The sequence below is a fragment of the Pseudomonas sp. GW456-L12 genome (assembly GCF_059424045.1).
Map to the genome: position 1 here is coordinate 18,791 of NZ_JBWKZA010000024.1, position 25,269 is coordinate 44,059.

Sequence of the window (25,269 nt, forward strand, 5' to 3'; positions counted from 1 at the left end):
GTGTGCGCTTTGACTGCTCCAGGTCCTTTGAATTCCGCTGCTGGCTCGCTTTATGTGGTGGCGACGCCCATCGGCAACCTGGACGACATCAGTGCCCGGGCCTTGAAGATCTTGCGTGAGGTGGCGCTGATTGCCGCCGAAGACACGCGCCACTCGCAACGCTTGATGCAGCACTTCGGGATTTCCACGCCGCTGGCCGCCTGCCATGAACATAACGAACGGGATGAAGGCAGCCGTTTTCTCACGCGTCTGTTGGCGGGAGACAGCGTTGCGCTGATTTCCGATGCGGGCACGCCGTTGATCTCCGATCCGGGTTACCACCTGGTGCGTCAGGCGCGTGCGGCCGGTATCAATGTCGTTCCTGTTCCTGGGGCTTGCGCTCTGATTGCGGCCTTGTCGGCGGCGGGGCTGCCTTCCGATCGTTTTATCTTCGAGGGCTTTCTGCCGGCCAAGGCGGTAGGGCGGCGCGGGCGTCTTGAGCTATTAAAGGAAGAGCCGCGCACACTGATTTTCTATGAGGCGCCACACCGTATTCTCGAGTGCTTGCAGGATATGGAGTCGGTGTTCGGTGGCGAGCGCCAGGCATTGCTGGCCCGGGAGCTGACCAAGACCTTTGAAACCCTCAAGGGGCTGCCGCTTTCGGAGTTGCGGGCTTTCGTCGAGGCAGACAGCAATCAGCAGCGCGGCGAATGCGTTGTACTGGTAGCGGGATGGTCGGCGCCGGAGAGCGACGAGGCTGTGAGCAGTGAGGCGATGCGGGTTCTCGACCTGCTGCTCAACGAGATGCCACTCAAGCGTGCCGCGGCATTGGCGGCGGAAATTACCGGCGTGCGCAAGAATGTGCTCTATCAAGTGGCGCTGGATAAACAGAAAGGCGAGTAAGCGCGATCGGCGGAATGGCAAAAGGCTTTTATCACTTGTTCTTCCGCCGCTCTGCCGTTAACCTGCGCGGCGGAGAGTCGATTGGACAGTCGCTGCCCTCTATGAAAATTAGAGGGGGGAGGAAAGTCCGGGCTCCATAGGGCGGAGTGCCAGGTAATGCCTGGGAGGCGCGAGCCTACGGAAAGTGCCACAGAAAATAACCGCCTAAGCACTTCGGTGCCGGTAAGGGTGAAAAGGTGCGGTAAGAGCGCACCGCACGTCTGGCAACAGTTCGTGGCTAGGTAAACCCCACTCGGAGCAAGACCAAATAGGGTTCCAAGGCGTGGCCCGCGCTGGAACCGGGTAGGTTGCTAAAGATGTCCAGTGATGGCCATCGTAGAGGAATGACTGTCCTCGACAGAACCCGGCTTACAGATCGACTCTCCACCTTTTCCCTCCCTGCTTGAATCAATAGCAGAAGCGCTTTTGTAATACCGAAAAGATCTTACTCTTAACAAATTACTTTAACTTCGCGATACAGCTTCTTGAGCTGATTGAAGTTATTGCACCGAATCCTTCGCCAAATTCCCGTTACCCCTCCTTTTAGTCTCCTAAATCTCCGTTCTATAAGGCTTTTCCGTCGCTCCGTGCCTTGACGGTGTGGTGGGCGCATTCCTATAGTGTGCGCAAGTGGCGGAAAGTGGCATGAAGTGGGTTTTTTGGGCGTAAAACGCTAAAATTTGGAGAAACGCTGACGTGTTTCGCGGAGCTAACGCTATCAGTCTCGACGCAAAGGGCCGTCTCGCCATGCCGAGCCGGTACCGTGACGAGCTCGTTTCGCGTAGTTCCGGGCAACTTATCGTCACTATTGATGCCGTTGATCCGTGTTTGTGTGTCTACCCCCTCGACGAGTGGGAAATTATTGAAACCAAGCTGCGCGCGCTGCCTTCGCTACGTGAAGAAAACCGTCGCTTGCAGCGTTTGCTGATTGGTAATGCCGTCGACCTCGAACTCGATGGCAGTGGTCGTTTTCTGGTTCCGCCGCGTCTGCGCGAATATGCCAAGTTGGATAAGCGCGCAATGTTGGTAGGCCAACTGAACAAGTTCCAACTGTGGGACGAGGATGCCTGGAATGCTGTTTCCGCAGCGGACCTGGCAGCTATTCAACAACCGGGCGCCATGCCTGATGAACTGCGTGATTTGATCCTGTGACTATTGATAGCGGCTTTAACCACATCACCGTACTGCTTGACGAAGCCGTCGAGGCTCTCGCCGTACGTCCTGATGGCTGCTATCTGGATGGCACCTTCGGTCGCGGTGGTCATAGTCGTCTGATCCTCAGCAAACTCGGGCCGGATGGCCGGCTGCTCGGATTCGACAAAGATCCTCAAGCGATTGCCACCGGGCAAGCGCTAGCGGCCGAAGACGGCCGCTTTGTCGTTGTGCAGCGCAGCTTTGCCGAACTGGGCTCGGAGGTGGCCGAGCGCGGCCTGGATGGCAAGGTCAGCGGCGTGCTGCTCGACCTGGGTGTGTCTTCGCCGCAGCTCGACGATCCTGAGCGCGGCTTCAGTTTTCTCAATGATGGTCCCTTGGATATGCGCATGGACCCGTCCCGCGGCATCAGCGCGGCGGAGTTCGTCAACACCGCGCCGGTGGAAGAAATCGCCCGTGTATTCAAGGAATACGGCGAAGAGCGTTTCTCCGGTCGTATGGCCCGCGCCGTGGCTGAGCGCCGCGACATCAAGCCGTTCGAACGCACCGCCGACCTGGCGGAAGTCTTGAAAGTCGCCAACCCGGCCTGGGAAAAGGGCAAGAACCCGGCAACCCGTGCGTTCCAGGGGTTGCGCATTCATGTCAACAACGAACTGGGCGATCTGGAAGCCGGCCTCGAAGCCGCGCTGGAATGCCTGGAGGTCGGCGGCCGTCTGGTGGTCATCAGTTTCCACTCGCTGGAAGACCGCATCGTCAAATTGTTCATGCGCAAGCTGGTGAAGGGCGAGGCGGACAACCTGCCTCGCAACCTGCCGGTACGCCACGTGGCTTTCGAGCCGAAAATCAAAGTCCATGGCAAAGCGCAGACGGCCTCCGATGCCGAGCTCAAGGCCAACCCGCGTTCCCGTAGTGCTGTCATGCGCGTTGCGGAGAAGCTGCGGTGAGCAAGCTTTTCGCCAAGCCACTTCCAGGCGGAAGCTTTTTCATGCTTCTGCTGTTCATCGGCGTCCTGGTGTCCGCGATTGCGGTGTCCTATAGCGCCCACTGGAATCGCCAACTGCTCAACACGCTGTACGGCGAGTTGAGTGTGCGTGACAAGGCACAAGCGGAGTGGGGCCGGCTGATTCTCGAGCAAAGCACCTGGACCGCCCATAGCCGGATCGAAGTGCTGGCCACCGAGCAACTGAAAATGCGCATTCCCGGCGCGGCAGAAGTCCAGATGGTGGCGCCATGATGAAGCTTGAAGGCGCACTCTTCCCCTGGCGGTTCCGCCTGGTGCTGGGCTTGCTCGGCATCATGGTGGCGGCGATCGCCTGGCGCATCATCGACCTGCAGGTCGTCGATCGCGACTTCCTCAAGGGGCAGGGCGATGCGCGCAGCGTTCGGCATATTCCGATCCCGGCTCACCGTGGCTTGATCACCGACCGTAACGGCGAGCCGCTGGCGGTCAGTACGCCAGTGACCACTCTGTGGGCCAACGCCAAGGAAATGCAGCTGGCCAAGGACAAGTGGCCAGCATTGGCTGCTGCCTTGGGGCAAGACCCCAAGGCGCTGGCCGAGCGCCTTGAAGCGCAAGCCAATAAAGAATTCATCTACCTGGTGCGCGGCCTGACGCCCGAGCAGGGCCAGCAAGTTCTCGATCTCAAGGTGCCGGGGGTGTATGGCATCGAAGAGTTCCGGCGCTTCTACCCGGCCGGCGAAGTGACCGCGCACATGGTCGGCTTTACCGACATCGACGATCGCGGCCGCGAAGGGGTCGAACTGGCTTATGACGAGTGGCTCGCCGGAGTTCCGGGCAAGCGCCAGGTCATCAAGGACCGGCGCGGCAGACTGATCAAGGATGTCCAGGTCACCAAAAACGCCAAGGCCGGCAAGCCCTTGGCGTTGTCGATTGACCTGCGCCTGCAATACCTGGCCAACCGCGAGCTGCGCAATGCCATCGTCGAGAACGGCGCCAAGGCCGGCAGCCTGGTCATCATGGACGTGAAGACCGGCGAGATCCTGGCCATGGTCAACCAGCCGACCTACAACCCGAACAACCGTCGCAACCTGCAACCGGCGATGATGCGTAACCGCGCCATGATCGACGTGTTCGAGCCGGGTTCGACCATGAAGGCCATCTCCATGAGCGCGGCGCTGGAAACCGGGCGCTGGAAACCGAGTGACACCGTCGAGGTGTATCCAGGCACGCTGCAGATCGGTAAATACACCATTCGTGACGTATCCAAGACTGAAGGTGCGGTACTCGACCTGACCGGGATTCTGATCAATTCCAGTAACGTCGGCATGAGCAAGATCGCCTTCGATATCGGTGGCGAAGCCATCTTCCGCTTGGCCCAGAAAATCGGTCTTGGCCAGGACACCGGTCTCGGCTTCCCGGGTGAGCGAGTTGGCAACCTGCCGAATTACCGCGAGTGGCGCAAGGCCGAGACCGCCACGCTGTCGTACGGCTACGGCATTTCGGTGACCGCGATCCAGCTGGTTCACGCCTTCTCGGCCCTGGCCAATAACGGTCGCATCGCTCCGCTGACTCTGATCAAAACCGACAGGACTCCGGAAACCACCCAGGTGATTCCGGAAAAGGTCGCCAAGACCATGCAAGGCATGTTGCAGCAGGTGATCGAGGCGCCGCGCGGTGTGTTCCGTGCCCAGGTGCCGGCTTATCACGTGGCCGGCAAGAGTGGTACTGCGCGTAAGACTTCGGTCGGTACCAAGGGTTATGCCGAGAACTCCTACCGCTCGCTGTTCGCTGGTTTCGGCCCGATGAGCGATCCGCGCTACGCCATCGTCGTGGTGATCGACGAGCCGAGCAAGGCCGGTTACTTCGGTGGTCTGGTATCGGCGCCGGTGTTCAGCAAAGTGATGTCCGGCACCCTGCGTCTGATGAATATCTCGCCGGACAACCTGCCACCTACCCAACAAGCCAATGCGGCACCAGCTAAAGGAGGGCGCGGCTGATGTCTCTTAGCCTGAACAAGATTTTCGCCCACGCTGGTCGTGATCTGCTGATTCGCGAACTGACCCTGGACAGCCGCAATGTGCGCGCCGGCGATCTGTTTCTTGCGGTTCCTGGCGGCAAGTTCGATGGTCGTGCGCACATCGCCGACGCCTTGCAGCGCGGTGCAGCTGCGGTGGCTTATGAAGTCGAAGGCGCGACTGTCCTGCCGATTACCGACGTGCCGCTGATTCCGGTCAAAGGCCTGGCGGCGCAGTTGTCGGATATCGCCGGGCGTTTTTATGGCGACCCGAGCCGCAACCTCAACCTGATTGGCGTGACCGGTACCAACGGCAAGACCAGCGTGACCCAGTTGGTGGCGCAGGCACTCGATCTGCTGGGCCAGCACTGCGGCATTGTCGGCACCCTCGGCAGCGGTTTTTATGGCGCGCTGCAAAGCGGCATGCATACCACGCCGAACCCGATTGCCGTGCAGGCCACCCTGGCCGACCTGAAAAAGGCCGGCGCCAAGGCCGTGGCGATGGAAGTGTCGTCCCATGGTCTGGACCAGGGGCGAGTCAGTGCTCTGGCCTTCGACGTGGCGGTGCTGACCAATCTGTCTCGCGATCATCTGGATTATCACGGCACCATGGAAGCCTACGGCTCCACCAAGGCCAAGCTGTTCGGCTGGACCGATCTGGGGTGCCGTGTCATCAACCTCGACGATGACTTCGGTCGGCTGCTGGCCAGTGACGAACAGGATTCGCGGTTGATTACCTACAGTCTCGAGGATCCGCGGGCCTATCTGTACTGCCGCGAAGCGCAATTCGACGACGAAGGCGTGCGTGCGACCCTGGTGACTCCGCAGGGCGAACATCATCTGCGTAGCACCTTGCTCGGTCGTTTCAATCTGAGCAACGTGCTGGCCGCTGTCGGCGCCTTGCTCGGCCTGGATTACGCCCTCGACGAAATCCTTCACGTACTGCCGAAACTGGAAGGCCCGGCCGGTCGCATGCAGCGCCTGGGCGGTGGTTCGCAACCGCTGGTGGTGGTCGATTACGCCCACACCCCGGATGCCCTGGAAAAGGTATTGCTGGCCCTGCGTCCCCATGCCAAGGGCCGTTTGCTGTGCCTGTTCGGCTGCGGCGGCGATCGCGATCGCGGCAAGCGTCCGCTGATGGCGGAAGTGGTTGAGCGCCTGGCCGACGGCGTGCTGGTCACCGACGACAACCCGCGCACGGAAGATCCGGCGCAGATTTTCGACGACATTCGTGCCGGCTTCAGCGCAGTGGACAAGGTCGAGTTCGTTTCCGGTCGCGGCCTGGCCATCGCCCAGTTGGTCGCCGGCGCTTCGGCGGACGACGTGATTGTCCTGGCCGGTAAAGGTCATGAGGACTATCAGGAAATCAATGGCGTGCGTCTCGACTTCTCCGACCTGGTGGAAGCCGATCGAGCGCTGACCGCGTGGGAGGTGGCCCATGCTTAAGGCCCTGAAACTCAGTGAACTGAGCGGACCGCTGGCCGGGCGCCTGCTGGCTGGCGATTGCAGCTTCGATGGCGTGAGCATCGACAGCCGGGCGATCAAGCCGGGCCAACTCTTTATTGCCCTGGCCGGCCCGCGTTTCGACGGGCACGACTACCTGAATGAAGTCGCCGCCAAAGGCGCCGTCGGTGCCCTGGTCGAACGCGAAGTGCCAGACAGCACGCTGCCGCAGCTGCTGGTCAGCGATACCCGGCAGGCGCTCGGCCAACTGGGGGCGTTGAATCGCGCGGCTTTCACCAAGCCGGTAGCGGCGATTACCGGCTCCAGCGGCAAGACCACAGTCAAGGAAATGCTTGCGAGCATCCTGCGCACGCGCGGGCCGGTGCTTGCCACACGCGGCAATCTGAACAACGACCTGGGCGCGCCCTTGACCCTGCTGGAACTGGCCCCGGAGCACACCGCGGCCGTGATCGAGCTGGGGGCTTCGCGCATCGGCGAAATTGCCTACACCGTGGCGATGACCAAGCCGCAGGTCGCCATCATCAATAATGCCGGTACCGCTCATGTGGGCGAGTTTGGCGGGCCGGAGAAAATCGTCGAGGCCAAGGGCGAGATCCTTGAAGGGCTGGATGCTTCCGGTACCGCTGTGCTCAACCTCGACGACAAGGCCTTCCCGATCTGGAAAGCCCGCGCCGCTGGCCGTCAGGTGCTGAGTTTTGCCCTGACCAACAATGCCGCCGACTTTTACGCCTCGGATATCCAGCGCGATGCCCGTGGCTGCCCGAACTTCACCCTGCACGCGGGCAACGGTTCCGAGCGTGTCCAGTTGAACCTGCTGGGTACCCATAACGTTGCCAATGCCCTGGCCGCTGCCGCTGCCGCGCATGCCCTGGGCGTGTCGTTGTTCGGCATCGCCACCGGGCTCAACGCGGTGCAGCCGGTCAAGGGCCGCACTGTCGCCCAGCTGGCGAAAAACGGTATGCGGGTAATCGACGACACCTATAACGCGAACCCCACGTCAATGTGCGCGGCCGTTGATATACTCGCCGGCTTTTCCGGTCGCACCGTCCTGGTGCTCGGAGATATCGGCGAGTTGGGCGATTGGGCGGAGCAGGGGCACCGCGAAGTGGGTGCTTATGCCGCCGGCAAGGTGTCGGCGCTCTATGCCGTGGGCCCGATGATGGCTCACGCGGTCGCCGCCTTCGGTGAGCACGCCCGACACTTCGCCAGCCAGGCCGAGCTGATTGCAGCCCTGGGCGCCGAGCAAGATACAAACACCACTATTTTGATCAAGGGATCGCGCAGCGCGGTGATGGAAAACATCGTCGCGGCTTTGTGTGGTTCCAGCACGGAGAAACATTGATGCTGCTGCTGCTAGCGGAGTACCTGCAACAGTTCTACAAAGGCTTCGCGGTCTTTCAGTACCTGACCCTGCGCGGGATTCTCGGGGTACTGACTGCACTGGTGCTGTCCTTGTGGCTGGGGCCGTGGATGATCCGCACTCTGCAGACCCGTCAGATCGGCCAGGCCGTGCGTAATGACGGTCCGCAATCGCACCTCTCCAAGTCGGGCACTCCGACCATGGGCGGCGCGTTGATTCTTTCGGCCATCGGTATCAGCACCCTGCTGTGGGCCGACCTGAGCAACCGTTATGTGTGGGTGGTGTTGCTGGTCACCCTGCTGTTCGGCGCCATTGGCTGGGTCGATGACTATCGCAAGGTGATCGAGAAGAACTCCCGTGGCCTGCCGAGCCGCTGGAAGTACTTCTGGCAGTCGGTATTTGGCCTGGGCGCGGCGATCTTCCTGTACGTCACCGCGCAAACCCCGGTCGAAACCACCTTGCTGATCCCCATGCTCAAGGACGTCAGCATTCCGCTGGGTATCGGCTTCGTGGTCCTGACCTATTTCGTGATCGTCGGCTCCAGTAACGCGGTCAACCTGACTGATGGCCTCGACGGCCTGGCGATCATGCCGACCGTGATGGTAGGCGGCGCCCTGGGCATCTTCTGCTACCTGTCGGGTAACGTGAAATTCGCTGAGTACCTGCTGATTCCTTACGTTCCGGGCGCGGGTGAACTGATCGTGTTCTGCGGCGCGCTGATCGGCGCCGGGCTCGGTTTCTTGTGGTTCAACACTTACCCGGCACAAGTCTTCATGGGCGACGTCGGCGCGCTGGCGCTGGGCGCGGCCCTGGGCACCATTGCGGTGATCGTTCGCCAGGAAATCGTTCTGTTCATCATGGGCGGCGTGTTCGTGATGGAAACCCTGTCGGTGGTCATTCAAGTTGCTTCCTTCAAATTGACCGGTCGTCGTGTATTTCGTATGGCGCCGATTCACCACCACTTTGAACTCAAGGGCTGGCCCGAGCCGCGTGTGATCGTCCGTTTCTGGATCATCACCGTGATTCTCGTGCTGATCGGCCTTGCCACCCTGAAGCTGAGGTAGAACGAGTGTCTCTGATCGCTTCTGACCACTTCCGCATCGTTGTCGGCCTCGGCAAGAGCGGCATGTCCCTGGTTCGCTTCCTGGCGAACCGGGGCGTATCGTTTGCCGTCGCCGATACGCGGGAAAATCCACCGGAACTGGCCACGCTGCGCCGTGACTATCCGCATGTGGAAGTGCGTTGTGGCGAGCTGGACGTCGACTTCCTGTGCCGCGCCGACGAGCTCTACGTGAGCCCTGGCCTGGCCCTGGCGACCCCGGCCCTGCAAGCCGCCGCCGCCCGTGGGGTGAAACTCTCCGGCGATATCGAGCTGTTCGCGCGTAACGCGAAGGCGCCGATCGTCGCCATCAGCGGTTCCAACGCGAAAAGCACCGTGACCACCCTGGTGGGGGAAATGGCTGCGGCGGCGGGCAAGCGTGTCGCCGTGGGCGGCAACCTGGGCACGCCGGCCCTGGACCTGCTCAGCGACGATGTCGAGCTGTATGTCATGGAACTGTCCAGCTTCCAGCTGGAAACCACCGACCAGTTGGGTGCCGAAGTGGCCACCGTGCTGAACATCAGCGAAGACCATATGGACCGCTACAGCGGCCTGCCGGCGTATCACCTGGCCAAGCACCGGATCTTCCGTGGCGCCCGGCAAGTGGTGTTCAACCGCCAGGATGCCCTGACCCGGCCATTGATCGGCGAAGGCCTGCCGTGCTGGACCTTCGGCCTGAGCAAACCCGATTTCAAGGCGTTCGGCCTGCGTGAAGAGAATGGCGAGAAATACCTGGCCTTCGAATTCCAGAACCTGATGCCGGTGCGCGAGCTGAAGATCCGTGGCGCCCATAACCAGTCCAACGCCCTGGCGGCGCTGGCTCTGGGACATGCGGTCGGCCTGCCGTTCGATGCCATGCTCTCGGCCCTGCGCACCTTCGCCGGCCTCGAGCACCGCTGCCAGTGGGTTCGCGACCTGGATGGCGTGGGTTATTACAACGACTCCAAGGCCACCAACGTGGGTGCCGCACTGGCAGCCATCGAAGGCCTGGGCGCGGATATCGAAGGCAAGATCGTGCTGATCGCCGGTGGCGACGGCAAGGGTGCCGAGTTCAAGGACCTGCGCGATCCGGTGGCGGCCAACTGCCGTGCCGTGATCTTGATGGGCCGCGATTCCGACAAGATCGGCGAGGCCATCGGCGATGCCGTGCCGCTGATTCGTGTCGGCTCCCTGGTCGACGCCGTGGCGCAATGCCGTGCCGCCGCCCAGTCCGGCGACGTGGTGCTGCTGTCGCCTGCCTGCGCCAGTTTCGACATGTTCAAGAACTACGAAGACCGTGGTCACCAGTTCGTCCGCGCCGTGGAGGATCTGGCATGAACCTGAGAGACATCATCAAGCCTTATCCATCGCCGATCATCACCGGGCGCGGCGTCGACCTCGACTTCCCGATGCTCGCCGGCTGCCTGACGCTGCTCGGCCTCGGGCTGATCATGATCGCCTCGGCCTCCACCGAAGTGGCGGCGGTGCAATCGGGCAGCGCCCTGTATTACATGATTCGCCACCTGATCTACGTGGTGCTGGGCCTGGGTGCCTGCATCGTCACCATGATGATTCCGATCGCCACCTGGCAACGCCTGGGCTGGATGATGCTGCTCGGTGCCTTCGGTTTGCTGGTGATGGTGATCATCCCGGGAATCGGCCGCGAGGTGAACGGTTCGATGCGCTGGATCGGCTTCAGTTTCTTCAACGTCCAGCCTTCCGAGATCGCCAAGGTGTTCGTGGTGATCTACCTCGCCGGTTACCTGGTGCGTCGTCAGAAAGAAGTGCGCGAAAGCTGGATGGGCTTCTTCAAGCCATTCATCGTGCTGTTGCCGATGGCTGGCCTGCTGCTGATGGAGCCGGACTTCGGCGCCACCGTGGTGATGATGGGGGCCGCGGCGGCGATGCTGTTCCTCGGCGGGGTCGGGCTGTTCCGTTTCTCCTTGATGGTGGTCCTGGCGGTCGCGGCGGTGGTCCTGCTGATTCAGATGCAGCCCTATCGAATGGCGCGCCTGACCAACTTTGCCGACCCCTGGGCCGACCAGTTCGGTGCGGGCTACCAGTTGTCCCAGGCCTTGATCGCTTTCGGTCGCGGCGAATGGCTGGGCGTTGGCCTGGGCAACAGCGTGCAGAAGCAGTTCTACCTGCCGGAAGCCCACACCGACTTCGTGTTCTCGGTCCTGGCCGAAGAGCTGGGTGCCGTGGGTTCCCTGTGCACGGTGGCGTTGTTCGTCTTCGTCTGTATCCGTGGCATGTACATCGGCCTGTGGGCCGAGAAAGCCAAGCAGTTCTTTGCCGCCTATGTCGCTTATGGCTTGTCGTTCCTGTGGATCGGCCAGTTCCTGATCAACATCGGGGTGAACGTCGGCCTGTTGCCGACCAAAGGTCTGACCTTGCCGTTCCTAAGTTATGGCGGCAGTTCGTTGGTGATCTGTTGCGCCTGTCTTGGCCTGTTGCTGCGCATCGAGTGGGAGAGTCGGACCCACCTGGGCAGCGAAGAAATGGAGTTCAGCGAGAGCGACTTCGCCGAGGAGCCAAGCCATGGGCGCTAACGTGCTGATCATGGCCGGTGGCACCGGCGGTCACGTGTTCCCGGCGCTGGCCTGTGCCCGCGAATTCCAGGCGCGCGGTTATACCGTGCACTGGCTCGGCACCCCGCGCGGCATCGAAAACGAGCTGGTGCCGAATGCCGGCCTGCAGCTGCACCTGATCAACGTCAGCGGCCTGCGGGGCAAGAGCAAGCTGTCGCTGCTCAAGGCGCCATTCGTGCTGCTCAAGGCAGTGCTGCAGGCGCGCCGGATCATTCGTCAGCTCAAGCCGGTCTGCGTGCTGGGCTTTGGCGGTTATGTGACCGGCCCTGGTGGCGTCGCGGCAAAACTGTCCGGCGTGCCAGTGATCGTTCATGAACAGAACGCGGTCGCCGGTACCGCCAATCGGCTGCTGGTGCCGTTGTCGGCCCGAGTCTGCGAAGCTTTCCCGGACACCTTTGGTGCCTCCAGCAGCCGGCGTACCACCGGCAACCCGGTGCGCACCGAGCTGTTCCTCGATACACCGCGCGAGGCTTTGGCCGGACGCAAGGCGCGTTTGCTGATCCTGGGTGGAAGCCTGGGAGCAGAGCCGTTGAACAAGTTGCTGCCTGAAGCCCTGGCGCTGGTCTCCCCCGAGCTGCGTCCGGAAGTGTTTCATCAGGCCGGCAAAAACCACGATGAAGTGACTGCAGAGCGCTATCGCGCCGCCGGCGTCGAGGCGCAGGTGCAGCCGTTCATCAAAGACATGGCCCAAGCCTACGGCTGGGCTGACCTGGTGGTCTGTCGCGCAGGCGCGTTGACCGTCAGTGAACTGGCTGCCGCCGGTCTGCCTTCGATGCTCGTGCCTTTGCCTCACGCCATCGACGATCACCAGACCCGCAATGCCGATTATTTGGCTCGTGAAGGCGCTGCCTTCCTGATGCCGCAAAGAACGACTGGCGCAGCGGACCTTGCCGCTCGCCTGACAGAGGTTTTGATGCAACCGGAACGACTCAACAGCATGGCCGACGCCGCACGTCGCCTGGCCAAACCCGATGCCACCCGTAGCGTGGTCGATATCTGCCTGGAGGTGGCCCATGGTTGAGAATCAGAAAGCCATGCCACAACCGGAAATGCGCCGTATCCGTCGCATCCATTTCGTCGGTATCGGCGGCGTGGGCATGTGCGGGATCGCCGAAGTACTGCTGAACCTGGGCTACCAGGTTTCCGGCTCCGACCTCAAGGCGTCGCCGGTCACCGAGCGCCTCGAGTCCTTTGGTGCGCAGATTTTTATCGGCCACCGTGCCGAGAACGCCGCCAACGCCGATGTACTGGTGGTGTCCAGCGCCGTGAACACCTCCAACCCGGAAGTGGCCACCGCCCTGGAACGCCGTATCCCGGTAGTGCCGCGCGCGGAAATGCTCGCCGAGCTGATGCGCTACCGCCACGGCGTCGCCGTTGCCGGTACCCACGGCAAGACCACCACCACCAGCCTGCTGGCCTCGGTGTTCGCCGCCGGTGGCCTGGACCCGACCTTCGTCATCGGTGGCCGGCTGAATGCAGCTGGCACCAATGCACAGCTGGGCACCAGCCGCTACCTGATCGCCGAAGCCGATGAAAGCGACGCCAGCTTCCTGCACCTGCAGCCGTTGGTGGCCGTGGTGACCAACATCGACGCCGACCACATGGCGACCTACGACGGTGACTTCAACAAGCTGAAGAAAACCTTCGTCGAATTCCTGCACAACCTGCCGTTCTATGGCCTGGCCGTGCTGTGCCTGGACGACCCGGTGGTGCGCGAGATCCTGCCACAGGTCAAGCGTCCGACCGTCACCTACGGTTTCAACGAAGGCGCCGACGTGCGCGCGATCAATGTACGCCAGCAGGGGATGCAGACCTTCTTCACCGTGCTGCGTCCCGATCGCGAGCCGCTGGATGTCTCGGTGAACATGCCGGGCAACCACAACGTGCTGAACGCCCTGGCGACCATTTGCATCGCCACCGACGAAGGCATCAGCGATGAAGCCATCGTCCAGGGCCTGTCGGGCTTCCAGGGCGTGGGACGTCGCTTCCAGGTCTACGGCGAACTGCCGGTGGACGGCGGCAACGTGATGCTGGTGGACGACTACGGCCACCACCCGACCGAAGTCGCGGCGGTGATCAAGGCCGTGCGCGGTGGCTGGCCTGAGCGTCGCCTGGTGATGGTCTACCAGCCGCACCGTTTCAGCCGCACCCGCGACCTGTACGACGATTTTGTCCAGGTATTGGCGGACGCCAACGTCCTGCTGTTGATGGAAGTCTATCCAGCGGGCGAAGAGCCGATCCCGGGGGCGGACAGCCGTCAGTTGTGCCACAGCATCCGTCAGCGCGGTCAGCTGGACCCGATCTACATCGAGCGTGGGGTCGACCTTGCGCCGCTGGTCAAGCCGCTGCTGCGCGCCGGCGACATCCTGCTGTGCCAGGGCGCCGGTGATATCGGCGGTCTTGCGCCGAAGCTGCTGGGCAGTCCGTTGTTCGCGGGCGCCGTGCCTGCCGGTCAGGGGAAGTCGAAATGACCGCCGCCTACGCCTCTCTGTTTTCGACCCTCGCGCCGAAGGATTTCGGTCGCGTCGCCGTGCTGTTCGGCGGCAAGAGCGCCGAGCGCGAAGTCTCGCTGAAGTCCGGTAACGCCGTGCTCGAAGCCTTGCTGAGCGCCGGTGTGGACGCTTTCGGCATCGACGTCGGTGACGACTTCCTGCAGCGCCTGCTGAACGAGAAGATCGACCGTGCCTTCATCATCCTCCACGGTCGTGGCGGCGAAGACGGCAGCATGCAGGGCCTGCTGGAATGCATGGGCATTCCCTACACCGGCAGCGGCATCCTGGCTTCGGCGCTGGCGATGGACAAACTGCGTACCAAGCAGGTCTGGCACAGCCTCGGTATTCCGACGCCACGCCACGCCGTACTTGGCTCCGAGGCCGATTGTATTTCTGCGGCTACGGAACTGGGCATGCCTTTGATCGTCAAACCGGCGCATGAAGGTTCCAGTATTGGTATGGCCAAAGTGACATCCGCGTCCGAACTGATCGACGCATGGAAAGCGGCCAGCACCTACGACTCGCAAGTCTTGGTTGAACAATGGATTCAAGGTCCGGAGTTCACCATCGCCACGCTGCGCGGCCAGGTATTGCCACCGATCGCCCTGGGCACGCCCCACACGTTTTACGACTACGACGCCAAGTACCTGGCTTCCGATACCCAGTACCGGATTCCGTGTGGCCTCGACAGCGACAAAGAGCAGGAGCTCATGGACCTGACGGCGAAAGCCTGCGGGGCGCTCGGTATCGCCGGTTGGGCGCGTGCCGACGTGATGCAGGACGCCGATGGCCAGTTCTGGTTCCTGGAAGTGAACACCGCTCCCGGCATGACCGATCACAGCCTGGTTCCGATGGCGGCCCGTGCCGCCGGTCTGGATTTCCAGCAGCTGGTTCTGGCCATCCTGGCGGAGAGTGTCGTCAGTAACGCAGAGCCGCGAGGTTAAGGCCATGCAAGGCGCCCAGCTACGTCATCAGCAACCCGCTCCCGGCCGCAAGCCGGTGCCGCGTGGTGCCAGCCGGATGGTGGCCAAGGAGCCGATGTCGGCGCGCCTGCCGAAAGCCAACTTTGGCGTGCTGAAAAGCCTGATGTGGCCGGTGCTGCTGGTCGCGCTGGGCTTCGGCACTTACGAGGGCGCGCAGCGCCTGTTGCCCTATGCCGACCGGCCGATCACCAAGGTCGCGGTGCAGGGCGACCTGAGTTACATCAGCCAGCAGGCGGTGCAGCAGCGGATCGCGCCCTACGTCGCGGCGAGCTTCTTCACCATCGACCTGGCGAGCATGCGTACCGAGCTGGAACAGATGCCATGGATCGCTCATGCCGAGGTAAGGCGTGTGTGGCCGGACCAGGTGGTGATTCGCCTGGAAGAGCAGTTGCCGGTGGCCCGTTGGGGCGACGAGGCGCTGTTGAACAACCAGGGCCAGGCCTTCACCCCGCGTGAGCTGGCGAACTACGAGCACTTGCCACAGTTGTTCGGCCCGCAGCGGGCCCAGCAGCAGGTGATGCAGCAGTACCAGGTGTTGAGCCAGATGCTTCGCCCGATGGGCTTCTCCATTGCCCGTCTGGAGTTGCGCGAGCGCGGCAGCTGGTTCCTGACCACGGGGGCCGGCAGCGCCGGTCCTGGTATCGAACTGTTGCTCGGACGCGATCACCTGGTGGAGAAGATGCGCCGCTTCATTGCCATTTATGAAAAAACGCTGAAAGAACAGATTACGAACATCGCGCGCATCGATCTGCGTTATGCCAACGGCCTGGCCGTCGGCTGGCGGGAACCTGTAGCGCCCACGACGGCCCAACCCGCCGTCGCGAAGAATTAAGAAGAGGCAGGACCATGGCAAACGTGCAAAGCGGCAAAATGATCGTCGGTCTGGATATCGGCACCTCCAAGGTGGTGGCGCTGGTAGGCGAGGTCGCGGCCGATGGCACGCTGGAAATCGTCGGTATCGGCACCCATCCATCGCGCGGCCTGAAGAAGGGCGTGGTGGTGAATATCGAGTCCACCGTTCAATCGATCCAGCGCGCGGTAGAAGAAGCGCAACTGATGGCCGGCTGCCGTATCCACTCGGCGTTCGTCGGCGTGGCGGGCAATCACATTCGCAGCCTGAACTCCCACGGCATCGTGGCGATTCGTGATCGCGAAGTGAGCTCGGCGGACCTGGAGCGGGTACTCGACGCGGCGCAGGCCGTGGCGATTCCGGCCGACCAGCGGGTGCTGCACACCCTGCCGCAGGATTACGTGATCGATAACCAGGAAGGCGTGCGCGAGCCCCTGGGCATGTCCGGCGTACGCCTGGAAGCCAAGGTGCACGTGGTGACCTGCGCGGTGAATGCCGCCCAGAACATCGAAAAGTGCGTGCGTCGCTGCGGCCTGGAAATCGACGACATCATTCTCGAACAGCTGGCCTCGGCGTATTCGGTGCTGACCGACGACGAGAAAGAGCTGGGCGTGTGCCTGGTGGATATCGGTGGCGGCACCACCGACATCGCGATCTTCACCGAAGGCGCGATCCGCCATACCGCGGTTATCCCGATTGCCGGCGACCAGGTGACCAACGACATCGCCATGGCGCTGCGTACGCCGACCCAGTATGCCGAAGAAATCAAGATTCGTTATGCCTGCGCCCTGGCCAAGCTGGCCGGTGCCGGCGAAACCATCAAGGTGCCAAGCGTCGGCGACCGTCCGCCGCGCGAGCTGTCCCGCCAGGCCCTGGCCGAAGTGGTCGAGCCGCGTTACGACGAGCTGTTCACCCTGATCCAGGCCGAACTGCGTCGCAGCGGCTACGAAGACCTGATCCCGGCCGGCATCGTGCTGACCGGCGGTACTTCGAAAATGGAAGGCGCGGTCGAACTGGCCGAAGAGATTTTCCACATGCCGGTCCGCCTGGGCGTGCCGCACACCGTCAAAGGTCTGTCCGACGTGGTGCGCAACCCGATCTACTCCACCGGCGTGGGCTTGCTGTTGTACGGGCTGCAGAAGCAGTCCGACGGTATCTCGTTCTCCGGCATCGGTAGCCGGGACAGCTACAGCAGCGACGAACCCAAGGCCGCCTTGCTCGATCGCATCAAGAGCTGGGTGCAGGGCAATTTCTGAAGATTTACCGCAACACCGTTGTAAGCAGTAGGCGAAAAAACTAGAGAAATGAAAGGAGAGGGAAAATGTTCGAACTCGTAGACAACGTCCCCGCAAGTCCGGTAATCAAGGTTATCGGTGTCGGCGGTGGCGGCGGCAACGCCGTCAATCACATGGTCAAGAGCAACATCGAAGGCGTCGAATTCATCTGCGCCAACACTGATGCTCAAGCGCTGAAAAACATCGGCGCGCGGACCATCCTGCAACTGGGTACCGGCGTGACCAAGGGCCTGGGTGCTGGCGCCAATCCTGAAGTCGGCCGTCAAGCCGCCCTGGAAGACCGCGAGCGTATCGCTGAAGTGCTGGCGGGCACCAACATGGTGTTCATCACGACCGGCATGGGCGGTGGTACCGGTACCGGTGCTGCGCCGATCATCGCCGAAGTGGCCAAGGAAATGGGTATCCTCACCGTTGCGGTGGTGACCCGTCCGTTCCCGTTCGAAGGCCGCAAGCGCATGCAGATCGCCGATGAAGGCATCCGCGCGCTGAGCGAAAGCGTCGATTCGTTGATCACCATTCCCAACGAAAAGCTGCTGACCATCCTCGGCAAAGACGCCAGCCTGCTGTCGGCTTTCGCCAAGGCCGACGACGTCCTGGCCGGTGCCGTTCGCGGTATCTCCGACATCATCAAGCGTCCGGGCATGATCAACGTCGACTTTGCCGACGTACGCACCGTGATGAGCGAAATGGGCATGGCGATGATGGGCACTGGCTGCGCCAGCGGTCCTAACCGTGCACGTGAGGCGACCGAAGCGGCGATCCGCAACCCGCTGCTGGAAGACGTGAACCTGCAAGGCGCGCGCGGCATCCTGGTGAACATCACCGCCGGTCCCGACCTGTCCCTGGGTGAGTACTCCGACGTGGGTAGCATCATCGAAGCCTTCGCTTCCGAGCACGCGATGGTCAAGGTCGGTACCGTTATCGATCCGGACATGCGCGACGAGCTGCACGTGACTGTGGTTGCCACAGGTCTGGGCGCGAAAATCGAGAAGCCTGTGAAGGTCATCGACAATACCGTGCAAACCTCCATGGCCGCTGCACAGGCGCCAGCACCTGCCCGTCAGGAACTGCCGTCGGTCAACTACCGTGATCTGGACCGTCCGACCGTCATGCGCAACCAAGCTCAGGCCAGTGCTGCGACTGCGGCGAAGCTGAATCCGCAAGATGATCTGGACTACCTGGACATCCCGGCTTTCCTGCGTCGCCAGGCCGATTGATGGAATGTATCAGGGGTATTAGGGTGATTGGTGTTCAGCAAAGGTCTGGTCTGCTATTATCGCCAGCCTTTGTTGATACCAGTTCGCAATTTGCGCTGAAGCGGCCCAAGCCATGATTAAACAACGCACCCTGAAGAATATTATCCGTGCCACAGGTGTAGGCCTGCACTCCGGGGAGAAGGTTTACCTGACCCTCAAGCCTGCGCCTGTCGACACCGGCATTGTGTTTTGTCGTGCCGACCTGGACCCTGTGGTGCAGATTCCTGCTCGCGCGGAAAACGTTGGTGAAACCACTATGTCGACCACCCTGGTCAACGGTGACACCAAAGTGGACACGGTGGAGCACTTGCTCTCGGCCATGGCTGGCCTGGGCATCGATAACGCCTACGTCGAGCTCTCCGCGTCCGAAGTCCCGATCATGGATGGCAGCGCTGGACCCTTCGTATTCCTGATTCAATCTGCCGGCCTGGAAGAACAGGACGCAGCCAAGAAGTTCATCCGCATCCTTCGCGAGGTGACAGTGGAAGACGGCGACAAGCGCGCCACTTTCGTGCCTTTCGACGGTTTTAAAGTGAGCTTTGAGATCGATTTCGATCACCCGGTTTTCCGTGACCGCACCCAGAGTGCAAGCGTGGACTTTTCCAGCACTTCGTTCGTGAAGGAAGTCAGCCGCGCCCGTACCTTTGGTTTCATGAGTGATATCGAGTACCTGCGCAAGCACAACCTCGCACTCGGCGGCAGCGTGGAAAACGCCATCGTGGTCGACGCGGATGGTGTACTGAACGAGGACGGCCTTCGCTACGAAGACGAATTCGTGAAGCACAAGATCCTCGACGCAATTGGTGACCTCTACCTGCTGGGCAACAGCCTGATAGGTGAGTTCAAAGGCTTCAAGTCGGGCCATGCACTGAACAACCAGCTTCTGCGCAAGCTCATTGAGCAGAAAGACGCTTGGGAAGTCGTGACCTTCGAAGATGCCAGCACTGCACCGATCTCTTACATGCGTCCGGTTGCGGCCGTGTAAGTAACACTCTCTTTCCTTTAGTTTTTAAAGGCTGCCTTCGGGTGGCCTTTTTTTATGCCTGCAGATTGCTGCACGGCTGATGAGGTCACGGAACCCGTAGGAGCGAGGCTTGCCCGCGATGAGGCTTTAACCTACCACCCGGTTTCGCCCTTCGGCCTTGGCCTGGTACAGCGCCTTGTCGGCCATCGAGCACAGTGCTTCCAGGCTGGACTTCGGCGTGCCTGCCCAAGTGCTGAGGCCGATGCTGATGGTGATCGGCGAGGCGCCGTCCCGGATCGGCGGCAGGCGCTCGATCGCCAGGCGGATATGCTCGGCGATACGCCGGGCGCCTTCGTTATCGGTCTCCGGCAGGACCACGGCGAACTCTTCGCCGCCGTAGCGTGCGGCCAGGTCGCCGGGGCGACGGATATTGTCACTGATCACCCGGGCCACGATGCGCAGGGCTTCATCGCCAAGCGGGTGGCCGTAGCGGTCGTTGAAGGCCTTGAAGTGATCCACGTCCAACATCAGCAGCGACAGGGCGCTGTGGGAGCGTTGTGCGCGTCCCCATTCGCGGGCCAGGGTCTGGTCCAGGCTGCGGCGGTTGTCCAAGCCGGTGAGAGCGTCAGTGGCGGCCAGTTGCGCGAGTTCCTGCTCGGCGCTCTGGCGGCGGCGCAATTCCCGGCAAAGCAGCCAGGTCAGCCACAGCAGGCCCAGGCACAGCGCATCGGTGGCGCCGCCGACCACCAGCGCGGTGCGCTGCCAGGAGGCGAAGACTTCATTGCTGGAAAGCGCCACGATCACGATCAGCGGCAGGTCTCCGACCTGGGAGAAGGTATACAGGCGCGGCTGCTGGGTGCTGGACATGCCTTTGAAGCTGCCGTTCCCCTCGCGCAGGATGCGGATGAAATTGGGCCGTTGGCTGAAGTCCTGGCCGATCAGGTTGTCCGCTCGCGGTGGTTCCTGGGCCAGCAGGATACCGTCGCGACTGATCAGGTTGACCGAGCTGTCGCGGCCGACATTCAGGCTTTTGAACAATTGGCTGAAGTAGTCCAGGCGCATGGCTGCTTCGGCCACGCCGAGGAACTCCCCGCGCTCGCCGGACACCCGCCGGCTGAAACTGATGCGCCAATCCAGCTCGGGCGGGCGGGCGCGGAACGGTCGGCTGATCAGCATGCCCGGATCAGGGTTATTCACATGGGACTGGAAATACTCCCGGTCGGAAAAGTTGCCCTGGCGCGGTTCGACCGAGGCGGAGTCGGCGAGCACGTCGCCGCGCGAGTCGAGCAGCAGGATGTTGCCCTTGTAGGGGGCCGCGGTGGCCCGGTCGAACAGCGCCATATGGCGAATGGTCGGCGATACCTGTTTCAGGTCGTCGCGTTGCGAGGCGCTGATCAGGCCACGCAGGGATACGTCGTACAGCTCGACATTGCGCAGCACGTCGGCGTCGATCAATTGCACGATGTTGGAGGCCGCGCGGGTGGCGGCCATTTCGGCGCTGCCGCGTTCGCGAATCAGCAAGAAGGTCACGATGCTCAGGATGGAGATGACCATCAGTGAGCTTCCAAGAATCAGCATCCTTTCCGACCGGGTCAAAGTGGTCGTGTTGCGGGGTGTCGCACTACTCACACTCATGGTTCTGACTTCTGCGGTGTGTACGTTTCAGGGGTGTTTCCGGATGAAGCAAGCAGAGTTGCAGAGACCGATCGCGCCTGCGGGCGCATGTATAAATCGCAGACAAAAAAAAGGCCAGCAAAATGATGCTGGCCTTTTGCTTATTCGCGCTTAGAACACACTGAATGGGTAATCGACGATCACCCGGTATTCGTCGGTGTCATTGTCCAGCGCGCCATAACCGTTGCCGCCACGGTTGGTGGCCCACTGCAGGCGGACCGCCAGATCCTTGGCCTGGCCACCCTGCACCACGTACTTGAGGTCAAGGTCGCGTTCCCAGTGCCTGGCGTGCTCGCCGCCGGCGCTGTACCAGTTGGCGTAGCCACGGCTGTGCGGGTCGACCTTGGTCAGGTCCAGCTCGCCGCGCGAGTAGGAGAGCGCCGAAGTCAGGCCCGGCAGGCCGAGGCCGGCGAAGTCGTAGGCGTACTTGAGTTTCCACGAACGCTCGTTGGGGCCGTTGAAATCCGAATACTGCTGGGAGTTGTCCAGGTAGATGCTGTCACCCTGGTTGATGTAGTCGAACGGGGTGTTGCCATTCACCCGCTGGTAAGCGGCGGTGAGGCTATGGTGACCGACGCCCAGGGTGAAATGCAGGCTGTAGGTGTTGTTGTCGATGTCGCCCAGCAGCGCGTCGCCGGTGTCTTGGGTGTGATAGAAGTGTAAGCCCGGGTTCAGGGTCACCAGCTCGTTCAGCGCATAGCTGTAGTCGAGGTCGTAGTAGTACTGGTTCCAGATGTCCTTGAGTTCGGCGGCGTACAGGCTGCTGGTCAGCCCGGGCACGCCGCTCCAGGCCACGCCGGCCCAGTTCAGGTGGCGGCTTTCGTCGCCATTCGCCAGTTTGCCGTAGGCCGTGTCGATACGTCGGCGGCCGCTCTGGTTATAGGGCTTGGTGAAGCTGGCCTGGCCGCCTTCGAGCAGCCAGCCGTCGAAGCTGTGGTTGGCCAGGCTGACCCCGCGGAAGGTCTGCGGCAGCATGCGACTCTGGCCACCGGCGATCACCGGATTGTTGAGGAACAGATCGCCGGCCTTGAGCTCGGTGTCGAAGGCGCGGATTTTCAGGGTGGCGCCAGCAGTGGAAAACGACGTCGGCGCTTTGCCGCTGCCATCGCTGACCGGCAGGATGCTCGAGCTGTCGGTGCCGCCACCGCCATCGAGTTTCAAGCCGAGCATGGCGTTGGCATCGATGCCGAAACCGACAGTACCCTGGGTATAACCCGACTCGAAGATCCCCAGGAAACCCTGGCCCCATTCGATATTGTCGGGAGCCTGCTGGTGGCGGTTGCGATTCATGTAGTAGTTGCGGGCGTTGAGCTTGAGGCTTGCGCCTTCGACGAAACCTTCGGGGCTGGCCTCGTCGGCGGCCTGGACACAGGGGGCGATAGTTGCAGCCATTGCAATGAACAACGGGCTGAGAGTTGAAGTGACCTTCACCGGTAAAAAGCTCCTTGGATGAATGATGACAGTTGTTATTGTCGATTCGGGTGTTTCTTGTTCTGGGTGAAACGAATGAAACAGGCAGTTTTACATGGCAAAAAAAAGCCGCTGTTATCAGCGGCTTTAAGACAACTTACTCCAGGGTTAGAGCAGAGAAGTTGTCGAGGGAAACGAGTCGGTAGCAGGTGTCAGCTGTCCTTCTGAACGTCCGGCTGGCGTTGTTCCGCCGTGGTCTCCTGCGGCTGCTTGCCGTTCTGTTGCTTGGTAGCCAGCGCTTCCTGGGCGTCCTGGAAGGCAGCGGCGCGTGCGGCGTTATGCGCGGCGAAAGTCTGCGATTCTTCGGCCATGGCCATAGGGGCCAAGAACAGGGAGGACAAAACAAATGCGCTGGCAATACCCATACTGTTGGACATTTCTGAAGACCTTCTTGCAGAGCAAGTTCAAATTAGGTGCGACAAAAATATAACTTCAAGACGGCTGGAAAAAGCGCCGAACAGGATAAGCACTGTTACGCCAAAAGCAATAGTTGACACCGCTTCTGTAGGCGCCAGGCTTGCCGGCGATGGGGCAACGCGCTGTGCCTGATGCACCGCCATCGCGAGCAAGCTTCGCTCCTACAGGTCCGTGGCGAGCCTGCTTCTGTAGGCGCCAGGCTTGTCGGCGATAGAGGTAATGCGATGTATCTGACATGCCGCCATCGCGAGCAATCGAGCGTCGACCGGCTGCTCCTACAGAGGAGAGGGAGCGCTCAGATCGGCAGGTAGAGGCCGAAGGTGTTCATGCCGTCATCGCTGCGCACGAACACGTCGCCGCCGTGCATCAGGGCGATGGCCTTGACGATCGCCAGCCCCAGGCCGTGGTTGGCGCCGCTGTTGCTGCGGGAGGCGTCGACCCGGTAGAAGCGCTCGAACAGCCGGGGCAGATGCTCGCGGGCGATGGCCTGACCGGGATTGCTCACGCCGATGCTCACCTGGTGTTCCTGCACATCGATCTGCACCCGGATCACCTGCCCGGGCTCGGTGTGCTGCACGGCATTGCTCAGCAGGTTGATCAGCGCCCGGCGCAGGTGGGCGATCTCGATCTGCACCTGGGCATCGCCGCGGACCTCGACCTTGACCTGGGCGTCTTCGAGGATGAAGTCCAGGTAGTCCAGGGTGGTCGCCACTTCACTGGCCAGGGAGGTGCTGGTGAGCTTGGTGGCCTTGCTGCCCTGGTCGGCGCTGGCCAGGAACAGCATGTCGTTGATGATCGAGCGCAGCCGTTCCAGCTCTTCGAGATTGGATTGCAGCACCTCGAAATAATGCTCGGCGGAACGCCCGCGGGTCAGCGCCACCTGGGTCTGGCCGATCAGGTTGGTCAGGGGCGAGCGCAGTTCGTGGGCGACGTCGGCATTGAAGGATTCCAGGCGCGAATAGGCTTGTTCCACCCGCTCCAGGGTCGAGTTGAACGAGTTGGCGAACTGCGTCAGCTCCGGCGGCAGCGACGACAGTTGCAGGCGTCCGGAAAGCCTCGGCGGGGCCAGGCGCTGGGCCTCTTCGGACAGCCCGATCAAGGGCTTGAGGCCGATGCGCGCCACCCAGTAACCCAGCGCCGAGGCCAGCAGCACGCCGATGATGGCCAGGCTGATCAGGGCAATCAGCAGCTGGTGCTGGGTCTCGTAGAAGGTCTCGGTGTCGATGGCGATCAGAAAGCGCAGCGGCGGGCGCAGCTCCTTGGCCGGCAGCTGGCTGACCAGCACTTTCAGCGGATAGGGATGCCCGGGCAGGCTCAGGTCGCGCATGCCCAGCGGGCCTTGGGCGAAGCGGCGGATCTGCGGGTCGGGGTTGCCGTATTCGTAGGCGGGATCGCCGCTGACCACCCAGAAACGGATGCGCTTGTCTTCTTCGCTGAGCAGCTTGAGCTTGTTGTTGATCTTGGCCCAGTGCTCCGGGTTGCCGAAGCGCGTCAGAGCCGACTCCAGCACGCTGTAGCGCGCGTCCAGCTCGGCCTCGGGCAGCAGGCCCAGGCCCTTGTCCACCTGTTGATAGAGCGCGCCGCCGATCAGCAGGAACACCAGCAGGGCGACCAGGGTGAACAGCCCGCTCAGGCGCAGGGCAATCGAATTACGAGGCACCGCGGTTCTCCAGCACATACCCCATGCCGCGGATGGTGTGCAGCAGTTTCTGTTCGAACGGCCCGTCGAGCTTGGCCCGCAGGCGCTTGATCGCCACTTCGACGACGTTGGCGTCGCTGTCGAAGTTGATGTCCCAGACCATCTCGGCGATCGCGGTTTTCGACAGGATCTCGCCCTGGCGCCGGGCGAGCACACTGAGCAGCGAGAACTCCTTGGCGGTCAGGTCCAGGCGCGTGCCGGCGCGGCTGGCCTTGCGGCTGATCAGGTCGATCCACAGGTCGGCGATGCTGATCTGCACCGGTTCGTGGCCGCCGCTGCGGCGGGTCAGGGCCTGCAGGCGTGCCACCAGTTCGAGGAAGGAAAAGGGCTTGCCCAGGTAATCGTCGGCGCCATCGCGCAGGCCCTTGATGCGGTCTTCGACGCGCTCGCGGGCGGTGAGCATGATCACCGGTGTCTGCTTGCGCGCGCGCAGCGCCCGCAGCACGCCGAAGCCGTCGAGGCCGGGCAGCATCACGTCGAGTACGATCACCGCGTAGTCGCCTTCCAGCGCCAGGTGCAGGCCCTCGACGCCGTCGCGCGCGAGGTCCACGGTGTAGCCTTGTTCGGTCAGGCCGCGGTGCAGATAGTCCGCGGTTTTCTCTTCGTCTTCGATAATCAGAACGCGCAT

At 62.1% G+C, this 25,269-nt stretch carries 22 protein-coding genes and 1 other RNA gene; 18 read left to right on the forward strand and 5 right to left on the reverse strand.

The genetic code is table 11. From position 1 onward, the window contains the following. Window positions 1-27 precede the first annotated feature (27 nt). The 18 genes from rsmI (at window position 28) to lpxC (ending at window position 19,402) form a co-directional block, all read left to right on the forward strand. The gene (gene rsmI / locus AC07Y9_RS24065) at window positions 28-882 is read left to right on the forward strand and encodes a 16S rRNA (cytidine(1402)-2'-O)-methyltransferase (protein WP_172963003.1); all 855 of its coding nucleotides are present in this window, start codon (window positions 28-30) and stop codon (window positions 880-882) included. A 73-nt stretch (window positions 883-955) separates the two neighbouring features. Beyond that, an RNA gene (gene rnpB, locus AC07Y9_RS24070) (RNase P RNA component class A) lies at window positions 956-1,309 on the forward strand. A 308-nt stretch (window positions 1,310-1,617) separates the two neighbouring features. Then, a complete protein-coding gene (gene mraZ / locus AC07Y9_RS24075) occupies window positions 1,618-2,073 on the forward strand; it encodes a division/cell wall cluster transcriptional repressor MraZ (protein WP_003205355.1) in 456 nt (151 codons plus the stop codon). After that, complete coding sequence (gene rsmH, locus AC07Y9_RS24080; protein WP_053262562.1) at window positions 2,070-3,017, forward strand: 16S rRNA (cytosine(1402)-N(4))-methyltransferase RsmH; 948 nt, start codon at window positions 2,070-2,072, stop codon at window positions 3,015-3,017. The genes mraZ and rsmH overlap by 4 nt, the downstream gene beginning before the upstream one ends. After that, on the forward strand, window positions 3,014-3,307 hold the full coding sequence (gene ftsL, locus AC07Y9_RS24085) for a cell division protein FtsL (RefSeq protein ID WP_009050721.1): 294 nt from the start codon (window positions 3,014-3,016) through the stop codon (window positions 3,305-3,307). The genes rsmH and ftsL overlap by 4 nt, the downstream gene beginning before the upstream one ends. Continuing rightward, window positions 3,307-5,031, forward strand: a complete 1,725-nt coding sequence (locus tag AC07Y9_RS24090) for a peptidoglycan D,D-transpeptidase FtsI family protein (protein ID WP_164523783.1) — start codon at window positions 3,307-3,309, stop codon at window positions 5,029-5,031. Before ftsL ends, AC07Y9_RS24090 begins: the two co-directional genes overlap by 1 nt. Further along, window positions 5,031-6,494, forward strand: coding sequence for a UDP-N-acetylmuramoyl-L-alanyl-D-glutamate--2,6-diaminopimelate ligase (locus tag AC07Y9_RS24095; protein WP_102678599.1), 1,464 nt, complete (start codon window positions 5,031-5,033; stop codon window positions 6,492-6,494). Before AC07Y9_RS24090 ends, AC07Y9_RS24095 begins: the two co-directional genes overlap by 1 nt. Next, window positions 6,487-7,854: a UDP-N-acetylmuramoyl-tripeptide--D-alanyl-D-alanine ligase gene (locus AC07Y9_RS24100; protein WP_062824697.1), complete on the forward strand. Its 1,368-nt coding sequence runs from the start codon at window positions 6,487-6,489 to the stop codon at window positions 7,852-7,854. The genes AC07Y9_RS24095 and AC07Y9_RS24100 overlap by 8 nt, the downstream gene beginning before the upstream one ends. Continuing rightward, the gene (mraY, locus tag AC07Y9_RS24105) at window positions 7,854-8,936 is read left to right on the forward strand and encodes a phospho-N-acetylmuramoyl-pentapeptide-transferase (protein WP_007928475.1); all 1,083 of its coding nucleotides are present in this window, start codon (window positions 7,854-7,856) and stop codon (window positions 8,934-8,936) included. The genes AC07Y9_RS24100 and mraY overlap by 1 nt, the downstream gene beginning before the upstream one ends. A 5-nt stretch (window positions 8,937-8,941) precedes the next feature. Then, complete coding sequence (gene murD, locus AC07Y9_RS24110) at window positions 8,942-10,288, forward strand: UDP-N-acetylmuramoyl-L-alanine--D-glutamate ligase (RefSeq protein WP_007928476.1); 1,347 nt, start codon at window positions 8,942-8,944, stop codon at window positions 10,286-10,288. Further along, window positions 10,285-11,502 carry a putative lipid II flippase FtsW gene (gene ftsW, locus AC07Y9_RS24115; RefSeq protein ID WP_007928477.1) on the forward strand — a complete coding sequence of 406 codons (1,218 nt, stop codon included), beginning with the start codon at window positions 10,285-10,287 and terminating at the stop codon, window positions 11,500-11,502. Before murD ends, ftsW begins: the two co-directional genes overlap by 4 nt. Next, window positions 11,492-12,562 carry an undecaprenyldiphospho-muramoylpentapeptide beta-N-acetylglucosaminyltransferase gene (gene murG, locus AC07Y9_RS24120; protein WP_009050717.1) on the forward strand — a complete coding sequence of 357 codons (1,071 nt, stop codon included), beginning with the start codon at window positions 11,492-11,494 and terminating at the stop codon, window positions 12,560-12,562. The genes ftsW and murG overlap by 11 nt, the downstream gene beginning before the upstream one ends. Then, complete coding sequence (murC, locus tag AC07Y9_RS24125; RefSeq protein ID WP_007922136.1) at window positions 12,555-14,012, forward strand: UDP-N-acetylmuramate--L-alanine ligase; 1,458 nt, start codon at window positions 12,555-12,557, stop codon at window positions 14,010-14,012. The genes murG and murC overlap by 8 nt, the downstream gene beginning before the upstream one ends. Continuing rightward, entirely contained in the window at window positions 14,009-14,977 is a 969-nt protein-coding gene (locus AC07Y9_RS24130) for a D-alanine--D-alanine ligase (protein ID WP_102678598.1), read from the forward strand. The genes murC and AC07Y9_RS24130 overlap by 4 nt, the downstream gene beginning before the upstream one ends. 4 nt (window positions 14,978-14,981) lie before the next feature. Next, entirely contained in the window at window positions 14,982-15,848 is an 867-nt protein-coding gene (locus AC07Y9_RS24135) for a cell division protein FtsQ/DivIB (protein WP_007922133.1), read from the forward strand. A gap of 14 nt (window positions 15,849-15,862) precedes the next feature. After that, the gene (gene ftsA / locus AC07Y9_RS24140; protein ID WP_007922131.1) at window positions 15,863-17,122 is read left to right on the forward strand and encodes a cell division protein FtsA; all 1,260 of its coding nucleotides are present in this window, start codon (window positions 15,863-15,865) and stop codon (window positions 17,120-17,122) included. A 65-nt stretch (window positions 17,123-17,187) separates the two neighbouring features. After that, a complete protein-coding gene (gene ftsZ / locus AC07Y9_RS24145) occupies window positions 17,188-18,378 on the forward strand; it encodes a cell division protein FtsZ (protein WP_007922129.1) in 1,191 nt (396 codons plus the stop codon). A 112-nt stretch (window positions 18,379-18,490) separates the two neighbouring features. Next, the gene (lpxC, locus tag AC07Y9_RS24150; protein WP_009045509.1) at window positions 18,491-19,402 is read left to right on the forward strand and encodes a UDP-3-O-acyl-N-acetylglucosamine deacetylase; all 912 of its coding nucleotides are present in this window, start codon (window positions 18,491-18,493) and stop codon (window positions 19,400-19,402) included. A 126-nt stretch (window positions 19,403-19,528) separates the two neighbouring features. Here the strand turns inward: lpxC and AC07Y9_RS24155 are convergent, their stop codons facing one another. From AC07Y9_RS24155 to AC07Y9_RS24175, 5 genes are all read right to left on the reverse strand, one after another. After that, the gene (locus tag AC07Y9_RS24155) at window positions 19,529-21,016 is read right to left on the reverse strand and encodes a sensor domain-containing diguanylate cyclase (protein WP_102678597.1); all 1,488 of its coding nucleotides are present in this window, start codon (window positions 21,014-21,016) and stop codon (window positions 19,529-19,531) included. Window positions 21,017-21,166: 150 nt separating this feature from the next. Further along, window positions 21,167-22,447 carry an OprD family porin gene (locus tag AC07Y9_RS24160; protein WP_102678602.1) on the reverse strand — a complete coding sequence of 427 codons (1,281 nt, stop codon included), beginning with the start codon at window positions 22,445-22,447 and terminating at the stop codon, window positions 21,167-21,169. A gap of 230 nt (window positions 22,448-22,677) precedes the next feature. Further along, window positions 22,678-22,902, reverse strand: coding sequence for a hypothetical protein (locus AC07Y9_RS24165; protein ID WP_102678596.1), 225 nt, complete (start codon window positions 22,900-22,902; stop codon window positions 22,678-22,680). Window positions 22,903-23,237: 335 nt separating this feature from the next. Further along, window positions 23,238-24,602: a heavy metal sensor histidine kinase gene (locus AC07Y9_RS24170; RefSeq protein ID WP_102678595.1), complete on the reverse strand. Its 1,365-nt coding sequence runs from the start codon at window positions 24,600-24,602 to the stop codon at window positions 23,238-23,240. Then, window positions 24,592-25,269, reverse strand: coding sequence for a heavy metal response regulator transcription factor (locus AC07Y9_RS24175; protein ID WP_007922121.1), 678 nt, complete (start codon window positions 25,267-25,269; stop codon window positions 24,592-24,594). The genes AC07Y9_RS24170 and AC07Y9_RS24175 overlap by 11 nt, the downstream gene beginning before the upstream one ends.